Raw genomic sequence first — 9998 nt, 5'->3', positions numbered from 1 at the left:
TTAACGTAGACGCGTTCTAAGTTAAGGAAGGGACCCCATTTCCTCTGCTTTCTTAACGTAGAAGCACTCTTGGTTAAGGAAGAGGAACCCATTTCCTTCGTTTCCTTAACGTAGACGCGCTCTAGGTCAAGAAAGTGACCCCATTTCCTCCGCTTTCTTAACGTAAAGTCCATGCCGCTTAAAACTTGCGGCATGGACGTCTCATTGCGCTGAAAATAAATGGGCGTGATGCCCTTGTATTTGATATACGAATTCCATTTCCGATGAAAAGCTGGCTAAATGCGCCATCTTTACGATCATCATTATTTTATTTCGACCGTCCAATTGAGCGGGTCTTCCGTTTTTCCGAGTTGGATGCCGGTTAAAGCATCGTAAAGCCGGTTTGCAACCGAATCCGATGCTTCAGCATTTGGAAGCTGCATCGCAATATCCTTCCAGCCGAGTTCGCCAACAGGAGAAATTACAGCTGCCGTTCCTGTTCCGAACACTTCTTCCAGCTGCCCTTTTTGATAAGCGTCATAAATTTCGTCTATGGAAATTTTCGTTTCCTTTACTGGGACGTTCCAGTATTTCAGCAACTCGATAACGGAGTCTCTTGTAACACCACCGAGAATGCTGCCGTTCAGTTTCGGGGTGACGACTTCTCCGTTGATTTTAAAGAAGATGTTCATGCTGCCGACTTCTTCAATATATTTTCTTTCAACACCGTCCAGCCAGAGCACCTGGTCGTAGCCCGACTCCTCTGCTTTTTCCTGTGCTTTCAAGCTTGCTGCATAATTGCCGCCTGTTTTTGTAAAGCCAACGCCGCCCGGGACAGCTCGGACATATTCATCTTCCACATAAATACGGACAGGTTTCAGCTGGTCGCCGTAATACGAACCAACAGGAGAAAGGATGATCATAAATTTATATTCATGTGCCGGATGTACGCCAAGGCTGGGCTCTGTCGCAATAATGAACGGGCGAATGTAAAGCGATGTCCCTTCCCCGTCCGGAATCCAGTCTTTTTCAAGTTCAACAAGCTGCTTAATGGCATCAAGCACAATGGTCTCGTCTATTTGCGGGATGCTTAATCTCGCGCAAGACACATTCATCCGGGCAACATTTTTTTCAGGCCTGAACAACAGAACCCTGCCGTCCTTTGCGCGATAGGCTTTTAATCCTTCGAATACAGACTGGCTGTAATGAAACACCATTGCCGCCGGCTCCAATACAAGCGGTGCGTACGGTGTTATTCGTGGTTGATGCCAGCCTTCTTCCTCATTATAGTCCATGACAAACATATAGTCCGTGAAATGTTTGCCAAAACCCAATGATTCAACGGCCGGTTTTTCTTTTTTCATATCTGCTTTAACGAATTCGATAACCTGATTCAAACCGATAGCATCCCTTTCCAATACGTAAAATTATTATTTTCGATCTATTATAACAACTTTATGAAGAAAAGACCAGAGGCTTTATGAAATTTTTAAAATTTTTTGAGTGAAGCGCTTTCCGAATCAATAGCAGATGCAACCTTAGCCCCCTTGTAAAATAGGCTGCAGCAACGGGCTGCATACATGATAAAAGCGGCGAGACTACGGTAAATCGCGTCTCGCCGCTTTTTTCTAACATCCTTCTGCGCTGAGCGAACTTGCCAACACGCTCTGCTTCCAGATTATACAAGAATGCATGTGCAAAAAGGCTCCATTAAACCAGCTGGTACATGCAAAGTTTTCCCTTTAAAATGGCATCAAGCTTTCCTTGCCGATGCCTCCAAATCCGGCATGGCAGGCATTCTCAGCAGGTTGTACCAGTTCTTTAAAGCGGAGATCATGATGACGAGCCCAAGAATGAGCATAATGATCGACAAAATGCCGTTCAGTACATTGTAACCCGGCGCGGCATGGTTCAAGTAAACATTTTTTACCATCCAATAGCCGGCATAGTTCACCGTAACATACAAATAAGCAAGCGGAATCAGGCAAGTGAACATATACCGCTTTTTATCGGCAATTTTCAAAATGACAGTTGCCCCGACAATCAGCCCAATCGAGGCCATCAGCTGGTTCGATACGCCAAACAACGCCCAGACGGAACCGATATCGCCGGAGTAGAGCAAATAGCCCCACATAAAGCAAGCCGCAGCACTTGTGAGAATCGATCCTGGCAGCCAGTCGGTCTTTTTGAGCGGTTTATACAACTCCCCTAAAAAGTCCTGTAACAGGTAGCGCGCCACCCTTGTTCCCGAATCGATCGCCGTCAAAATAAACACGGCTTCAAACAAAATGACAAATTGATAGAAATAGGGTGCAAGATTGCTAAACCAGTGGATTTTTGTAAAAATATACGTCATGCCGACTGCAAGCGTTACTGCGCCCCCGGTTCTGCCGGCCAGGTCCATTCCGATTTCACTGCTTAAATGCGGAAGGTTGACAACATGCATGCCGAGCGTCTTAAAAACTTCCGGCGTGGAGTTGATGGCAAAATAGTCGGCAGGCTGCAGGGCGGTCGCAGCGACAAGTGCCATTACGCCGACAAGCGATTCGACAAGCATGGCACCAAATGCAACCGGCTTGATATCCGTCCATTTATCGAGCATTTTCGGCGTTGTGCCGGAGCCGATAAAGGCATGGAAACCGGAAATCGCACCGCAGGCAATCGTGATCGAAATAAACGGCCAAACCGGTCCTGTCATCGTCGGGCCGCCGCCGTGGATAAATTGCGACAGCGCCGGCATATGAATCGGCGGATTAATGATAAATACACCAATAATGAGGGCAATAAACACGCCGATTTTCATAAAGCTGCTCAAATAATCACGCGGTGCCAACAGCAGCCATACCGGAAGCGCCGCGGCAAAAAATGCATAAGCTGGAAGAATAATGGCCAATGTTTTCGGATCAAACGTAAGCCATTCGCCAATCACAGTATGCCGGATCCACGGCCCGGCAAAAACGCCCGCTACGATTAGGAGGAACCCGATCGTTGTCGTCAGCTTCAAATTGCCGGTTTTTTTGTAAAACAAGCCAACACCCATTGCAACCGGAATGGTGATCCCCACGGAAAAGGTGCCCCATGGGTTATTTTGCAGGGCATTTACGACAACCATGGAAAGACCGGCCATTGTAATTACAATAATAAACAGCATGGCAAGGCCTGTACAGAACCCGGCAACCGGCCCCATTTCCTCTTTCGCCACTTCGGAAAGTGATTTCCCTTTCCGGCGCATGGAGGCAAAGAGCACGACAGCATCGTGTACGGCACCGCCGATAACAGCGCCGATCAAAAGCCATAAGAGGCCCGGCAAATAGCCGAACTGCGCTGCCAAAATCGGTCCGACAAGCGGGCCTGCAGCCGCAATCGCCGCAAAATGGTGGCCGAACGTCACCCATTTATTGGTCGGCACATAATCTTTCCCGTCGTTAAACTCATGTGCCGGCGTCGGCGTATCATTATTCAGCTTTAAAACCTTTACGGCCATAAACGTGCCATATAAACGATAAGCAATCATTAAGATACAGATGGAGCCGATTACAATTGTAATCGCATTCATTTGGTGAAAGCCTCCTTTTTGTCATTCTCATCGCTTATATTTTATAAGTTTTGCACGCTGTAAAAGCTGTTTTCCGGCAAAATGTAAATATCATAGGATAAGAGGGCGAATTCAGAGGATGAAATGCATTTTAAATCCGGATAAACTGTTTTAACACATGCTTGTAAGTCCGGCTGACCGGAATATTCGCCCCGTCCCGCATGATCAGATTATAAGTGGAATGAAACCATGGCCGGATCTCGACAATGGCATCGAGATTGACGAGATAAGCACGGTGGACGCGGGCAATCGACGTAGATGGCAGTTTCTTTTCTACATTTACCAGTGATTCTGTTATGGTATATTTTTTATCATCTGTCGCAATGACTGTCCGCCCGTCAACCGACTCCGCGTACAACAGTTTTTCAACCGGGATGATGACAATGCGCTCATCTGTTGTGACCGCCAGTTTGCCGGGATTTTTCGGAACAGCAGGACGGTCCCCTTCCAACATTTTTTTCACCTTTGCGACTGTCTGTGCTACCCTTTTTTCTTCAAACGGTTTTAAAATGTAGTCTGCAGCATTCAGTTCAAACGCTTTTACGGCATATTCATCATAAGCGGTCGCAAATACAACGGCCGGATGCTGCGGATAGCGGCTGATTTCCTTCACGAGATCTATGCCATGCTCGTTTGTCAGCATCATATCGGCAAACACAATATCCGCCTCGGTTTCTTTCAGCTTCGCAAGCGCTTCCTTTACGGATCCGGCTTCGCCCGCCAATTCCACCTGCCCCGTTTTTTTCAGCAAGTAAATCAATTCATCTCGGGCCGGGGCTTCATCATCCACTACAAATGCCTTCAGCATATTCTCCCCCCCATATTTCCTCTAATGGTATCGAAATGGCCACTTTGGTTCCGCCGGTTTTTCTGTTTTCAATCCGGAATACAGCACTATGCCCGTAGATTTCCTCAATTCTTTTCCGGATGTTCCACAAGGCTGTCCCAGTCCCCTCGGCCGAGTCGACAGCCACATTGCCAAGCGACTGCACCTGTTCTTTAGAAATGCCTTTTCCGTTGTCCTCCGTTTCCATGATGAATTTTCCGTTTTTCACACGTGCGCGGACAACAATAAACGGATTTTTCGTAAATTGTTGTGTGAAAGCATGGTGGACGGCGTTTTCCACCAAGGGCTGCAGTGTAAATGGCGGCACCATCGCTGTGTGTAAAAGCGGATCAATATCAAAATGAACATGATACCACCCCGGAAACCGTGCCTGTTCAATGGCCAAATAAGCTTTCACATGTTCCAGTTCTTTTTCAAGGGGGATCAGCATTTTTCCCGCCCCCTGCAGGTTGCTGCGGAAAAAGGCCGCGAGCTGCACGAGCAGTTCCCTTGCTTTATCCGCATCTGTCCGGACAAGGCATGTAATCGTGTTAATCGCATTAAAGAAAAAATGTGGGTGAACCTGGGCCTGGAGCGCTTTAATCTCGGCATCTTTCAAAAGTTTTCTTTGCAGTTCCGCCTCCGCCAGTTCAAGCTGGTTGGAAAACAACTTGCTCAAACCTTCCGCCAGTTCCTGTTCGACCGCGCTTAATTGTGATGCTGATGTAAAGTAAAGCTTTAACGTGCCCGCAACTTGTTCGCGGACAAACAGCGGCAGCACGATCGCCGCCTGGAGCGGGCAGCCTTCGTGGTTGCACTGGATTTCCTTAGCCGTTCTCGCGACCATGATTTTCCCGTGCAAAAGCACCCTTTCCGTCAGCTTTGTCGACATGCTCTCAAGCGGAATATGATGGTCCGATGCTACCCCTGCATGCGCCAGCACTTTTTCCCGGTCCGTAATAGCGACGGCATCAGCTGCTGTATGCTTCAAAATTATTTCTGCCGCTTCTTTGCATGATTGCATGTTCAGCCCTTTCCGGAAATGGGCTAGCGTTTCCTGTGCAATCTGCAGCGCTTTATGGGTCTGCACCGCTCTTGTCCGTTCTTCTTCCAGTAAAATCGTCTGGATAATCAAGATAAAAATAAACGTACCAAAGCCGTTAATCGAAATCATCGGTACCGCGATCAGGCGGACGAGCGCCACTGCTTCTTCAAAAGGTTTTGCTACTGCCAGGATGATGCCCATCTGTAGCATTTCCATTAAAACCCCAGCAGCGACCGCTTCAAGCGCAGCATACTTCCCGCGCACGTTAAAGCGTCTGCCAATAAAGCCCATGATAATGCCGGCAATCATCGTCGACAGGCTGCAGGCAATATCCGTATAGCCGCCGAGTGACAGGCGGTGGATGCTGGCAAGCAGACCTGCGCCGATCCCAACAACCGGCCCGCCCAAAAGGCCTGCAATCCCGACGCCCATGATTCGGGTATTGGCAATCGCACTTTCGACCGATAAATGCCCCTGCCCGAAAGCATGTGAGACTTTCCCATGCTCAATAACGATGCCGGTATAGTTACTAATGATGCCAAAAATTCCGAAAACAATAATCAGCACCAATTTTTCTTTCCATCCGTATTCCTGATGAATAATTTGCCGGAATGTCTTCAGCCGCGAGAGTAAAAAAGCAGCAATGACAAGAATCCCGGCCCGCTCAAGCATTACCGGCAAAAGTGCTGCCATAAAGGATCCCCCTTTGTTTTCCACCCGTACGTATTGAAAACCCTTTCTTTTATTATAAAAGACTTCACCGGTTTTAGGAAAGCAAAAAAGCAGTGTTTCAAAAAGCCGGCCCATAGAAAAACGGCGGGATACCGTTCTAACCGTATCCTGCCGCGTCTCTATGCCCGCTGTTTTTTAGGGGGCTGCTATGAAACTATTTGCCATCATTGTGTTTGCTTATAATCTTTTAAATACGATACCGGTTTATTGACCGGGACGGCTGCACCTTTATAATGCTTTTTGATAAAGTCAGAGACTTCTTTTGAATGATAAATGTTTACGATTTCTTTCAACGTTTTGTCATACTTGTCTTTTGTCCGGGCTGCAATAATATTGATATACGCTTTGTTGCCCGCATCTTCACGGAAGATGGAGTCATTCGTCGGGTTTAAGCCGGCATTAATGGCCATATCGCAATTGATCACAGCGAGTGCCGAATCATCCAGGCCGCGCGGTGTTTGGGCGGCATCCACGGCAGTAATTTTCAAATGTTTCGGGTTTGAAGCGACATTTTCAAGCCCGCCTTTGCCTGTGAAACCTTTTTTCGTCGTAATCAATCCGGCTTTTTGCAGCAAAAGCAAAGCCCTGCCGAGGTTTGTCGGGTCTTTCGGAATCACAACTTGGTCGCCATCTTTCACTTCGCTGACCTTTTTATATCTTTTCGAGTAGATCCCCATCGGCCAAATATTCGTTGTGCCGATCGCCGAAAGCTTCAGATTGCGTTGTTTGATAAAATCATCGAAATAAACAACCGTCTGGAACGCGTTAATATCAATTTCCCCGTCGCTTAATGCGAGGTTCGGCTGAACATAGTCGTCAAAGCGGACAATCTTAATATTAATATTTTTCTTTTTCGCGAGTTTCTGGATTAAATTCCATGTCGGCACTTCAGAAGTGGTTGTCCCGACTTTGATTGTTTTTGTGCTTGTACTGCTCGAATTGTTTTTGGCCCCGCATCCTGCCAAAACCAGGATGAGCCCCAATAATAGAATCGCAAATTTTTTCATCGCTGCTAAGTCCCCCTGAATTGAATTTTTTATAAAAAAGGTGTAACCCTTTTTTTCAATATTATTTTCTCCGGATTTTTTTGGAGAGAAAGTTGCCCAATGTCTGGACAAGCTGGGTGAAAATGACCAGCGTGATAACGGTAACGATCATGACGCCTGTCTGAAACTGGTTGTACCCGTATGTGATCGCCAAATCCCCGATCCCGCCGGCACCGACCGCGCCCGCCATCGCGGAAGCCCCAATCAGCCCGATGGTGGCAATCGTTAAATTGAGCACCATGGATGCCTTTGCTTCCGGAAGCAAAAACCGCCAAATAATCTGCCAGTTCGTCGCCCCCATTGACTGCGCAAGTTCGATTGTCCCTTTGTCGACTTCAAGCAGTGAACTTTCAATGAGCCTCCCGATGTAAAAAGCAGTGTACAACACAAGCGGCACAATCGCTGCGGTTGTTCCGATCGCTGTCCCGACAACCCAGCGCGTAAACGGAATGATCGCGACAACGAGAATAATAAACGGGATCGACCGAAAAATATTGATAATCACATTTAAAATATTAAAAATCCATTTGTTTTCCCATATGCCGTTTTCCCGGGTAATAACGAGAATGACGCCAACCGGGATGCCGATGATGATGGAAATGAGTAATGATACAGCCACCATATACAGCGTCTGGCCCATTGCCGTGAAAAATTGCGGCCAAAACCATGACCAATCAAATGCCATTTTTCTCCACCTCCCGAATGATCGCTTCGTGATCGTTGATGTACTGAATGGCCCGCTTCATTTCTTCCGGGTCGCCTTTCAATTCGACAAGCAGGTTGCCAAAAGGGATTCCCTGAAGTTCGGTGATCATGCCATGAAGCACATTCAGGTCGATTGAAAATTGTTTTGCTGTATTGGATAACAGCGGCATATTGGTGGAAGCTCCTTTAAACAGAATCCGGTAAATGCCGTGCGGGTTGTCTTTGCTGCTTTCATCGATCAGTTTTTGCACTGATGGCGGAATCGAATCATTCAGCACGGTTTTCACAAAGCTTCTCGCAATTTGCGTTTTCGGTTCTGTGAAAAGGTCGATTACAGGGCCCTGCTCCACAATTTTTCCGCCGTCCAGCACTGCCACTTTATCACAAATGTCACGAATGACGTTCATTTCATGGGTGATCATAAGAATCGTGATGCCCAGCTCGTCCCGGACTTTCCGTAAAAGGGCAAGCACGGCTTCAGTCGTATTCGGATCAAGGGCCGATGTTGCCTCGTCACAAAGCAGAATGTCCGGGTCTGTCGCAAGGGCTCTTGCAATGCCAACCCTTTGTTTCTGGCCGCCTGACAACTGGTCAGGGTAGTGGTGCATTCTCTCTTCTAACCCGACAAAAGACAATAATTCTGCCACTTTTGCCTTTATTTCTTCCTTCGGGCGGTGTTCCAGCACAAGCGGCATGGCTACGTTTTGAAAAATCGTCTTTGACTGAAGCAGATTGAACTGCTGGAAAATCATGCCGATTTTTTTCCGCTCTTGGCGCAGCTTTGCAGGCGGCAGGCGCACAAGGTCGATCCCGTTAACGAGCACTTCCCCGGAAGTCGGCCGCTCGAGCAGATTCACGCACCGGATCAGCGTGCTTTTCCCGGCACCGCTGTAGCCGACCACCCCGAAGATTTCCCCTTTTTCAACACGCAGGTTGATGCCTTTTAACGCTTCAACCTTTTTGTCCTTCCCTTTTCCGTATACCTTATGAATATCTTCTAATACCAGCATGTTGAAAACTCCTTCTGTTCCTTTTGGCAAAAAAAAACCTTCTTTCATTCGAAAGAGGTTTGCCGGTCAAGTGACTTATCTCTCAGAATGAACCATTCTGCAGGAATTAGCACCTTTCAAAAAAAGATTTGAAGGTTGCTGGACGTCATCGGGCCTGTCCCTCAGTCTCTCTGGATAAGTTATTCATTTGTTATATTTAAATATTAGTGGACGGCTCGGGATTTGTCAATTCATTATTTTATATTTTTTTGTTTTCCAATCATCAGACAACTTGAAACAAAGCCCGGTTTCCCCGCCACTCCACCTGAATTTCATGCTCAAAAAAGCGGGAAAGCACTTGTTTTTCAATCATCTCGGAAGTCCGGCCCTGCCGGAAAACTTCCCCGTTCCTGATCAGCAATGTTTTTTGGAAAGCGGGAGAAATTTCTTCCGGATGGTGCGTGACATATACAAGCGTCGGTCCGTTCTTATCTTTCGCCAGCTCCTCCACACTTTCTAGCAAAATTTCCCGGGCAAACAAATCCAGCCCGTTGCAAGGCTCGTCCAAAATTAAGATGCGCGGTTCCGCCATTAACGCGCGCGCAATTAAAAGCTTCTGCCGCTCTCCTTGCGAACAATGTTCATAAGCACGGCTAAAAAGGGAAGCACAATGTAATTGTTCCATCAAGTGCAGGGCTTTTTCTTCGTCTTGTGCATCCACCGCTTCATACAGCCCGATGGATGCATATTTGCCGCTGATAACCACATCGCTTGCAAGCTGGGTGCGCGGTATTCTCTCCTGGATGGAGGAGCTGACCCAGCCGATTGATTTCCGCAGTTCCGGCAGGCTTGTTTTTCCGAACGTTTTTCCGAGCACCTTGATGCTCCCCTTTGTTGGCCAAATATACCCATTGATCATATTAAGCAAAGTGGTTTTGCCGGAACCGTTTAAGCCGAGGATAGCCCAGTGCTCCCCTTTTTTGACCGTCCAGTGAATGTCCGAGAGCAGTTTTTTGCCGTCGCGCACAAGGCTCACATCGGCAACTTCGATTACATTTTCCATCTGTGCCATCCCCTTACA

Annotated in this window: 8 protein-coding genes and 1 riboswitch; all 8 genes read right to left on the bottom strand. The window is 47.4% G+C overall.

Annotation, left to right across the window (positions count from 1 at the left end):
• Positions 1–302: 302 nt before the first annotated feature.
• Positions 303–1376, bottom strand: a complete 1074-nt coding sequence (locus tag P9687_RS04665) for a branched-chain amino acid aminotransferase (RefSeq protein ID WP_026683567.1) — start codon at positions 1374–1376, stop codon at positions 303–305.
• Between the two features lie 356 nt (positions 1377–1732).
• Positions 1733–3535, bottom strand: a complete 1803-nt coding sequence (locus tag P9687_RS04660) for a carbon starvation CstA family protein (protein ID WP_035188681.1) — start codon at positions 3533–3535, stop codon at positions 1733–1735.
• A 130-nt stretch (positions 3536–3665) separates the two neighbouring features.
• Positions 3666–4382 (bottom strand): LytR/AlgR family response regulator transcription factor, encoded by a 717-nt coding sequence (locus P9687_RS04655; RefSeq protein WP_035188683.1) that lies wholly within the window; start codon positions 4380–4382, stop codon positions 3666–3668.
• Complete coding sequence (locus tag P9687_RS04650; RefSeq protein ID WP_035188744.1) at positions 4357–6138, bottom strand: sensor histidine kinase; 1782 nt, start codon at positions 6136–6138, stop codon at positions 4357–4359. Before P9687_RS04650 ends, P9687_RS04655 begins: the two co-directional genes overlap by 26 nt.
• A gap of 203 nt (positions 6139–6341) precedes the next feature.
• Entirely contained in the window at positions 6342–7184 is an 843-nt protein-coding gene (locus tag P9687_RS04645; RefSeq protein ID WP_168985786.1) for a MetQ/NlpA family ABC transporter substrate-binding protein, read from the bottom strand.
• A 61-nt stretch (positions 7185–7245) separates the two neighbouring features.
• Entirely contained in the window at positions 7246–7908 is a 663-nt protein-coding gene (locus tag P9687_RS04640; protein ID WP_014096677.1) for a methionine ABC transporter permease, read from the bottom strand.
• Positions 7898–8938, bottom strand: coding sequence for a methionine ABC transporter ATP-binding protein (locus P9687_RS04635; protein ID WP_035188684.1), 1041 nt, complete (start codon positions 8936–8938; stop codon positions 7898–7900). Before P9687_RS04635 ends, P9687_RS04640 begins: the two co-directional genes overlap by 11 nt.
• Positions 8939–9010: 72 nt before the next feature.
• A riboswitch (SAM riboswitch) is annotated at positions 9011–9119 on the bottom strand.
• 81 nt (positions 9120–9200) lie between these two features.
• On the bottom strand, positions 9201–9980 hold the full coding sequence (locus P9687_RS04630) for an ABC transporter ATP-binding protein (RefSeq protein WP_168985787.1): 780 nt from the start codon (positions 9978–9980) through the stop codon (positions 9201–9203).
• Positions 9981–9998: the final 18 nt, after the last annotated feature.

The sequence above is a fragment of the Weizmannia sp. CD-2023 genome (genome assembly GCF_036225245.1).
GTDB lineage: Bacteria > Bacillota > Bacilli > Bacillales > Bacillaceae_C > Weizmannia > Weizmannia faecalis.
Note: the sequence above shows the minus strand (reverse complement) of the source record. Positions and strands in the feature narration are given on the sequence as shown.

What these genes read in the sequence shown, in the direction of transcription:
- P9687_RS04655 (WP_035188683.1), bottom strand. Translation starts at nt 4,382, where the DNA reads ATGCTGAAGGCATTTGTAGTGGATGATGAAGCCCCGGCCCGAGATGAA.
- P9687_RS04630 (WP_168985787.1), bottom strand. Translation starts at nt 9,980, where the DNA reads ATGGAAAATGTAATCGAAGTTGCCGATGTGAGCCTTGTGCGCGACGGC.
- P9687_RS04640 (WP_014096677.1), bottom strand. Translation starts at nt 7,908, where the DNA reads ATGGCATTTGATTGGTCATGGTTTTGGCCGCAATTTTTCACGGCAATG.
- P9687_RS04650 (WP_035188744.1), bottom strand. Translation starts at nt 6,138, where the DNA reads ATGGCAGCACTTTTGCCGGTAATGCTTGAGCGGGCCGGGATTCTTGTC.
- P9687_RS04635 (WP_035188684.1), bottom strand. Translation starts at nt 8,938, where the DNA reads ATGCTGGTATTAGAAGATATTCATAAGGTATACGGAAAAGGGAAGGAC.
- P9687_RS04660 (WP_035188681.1), bottom strand. Translation starts at nt 3,535, where the DNA reads ATGAATGCGATTACAATTGTAATCGGCTCCATCTGTATCTTAATGATT.
- P9687_RS04645 (WP_168985786.1), bottom strand. Translation starts at nt 7,184, where the DNA reads ATGAAAAAATTTGCGATTCTATTATTGGGGCTCATCCTGGTTTTGGCA.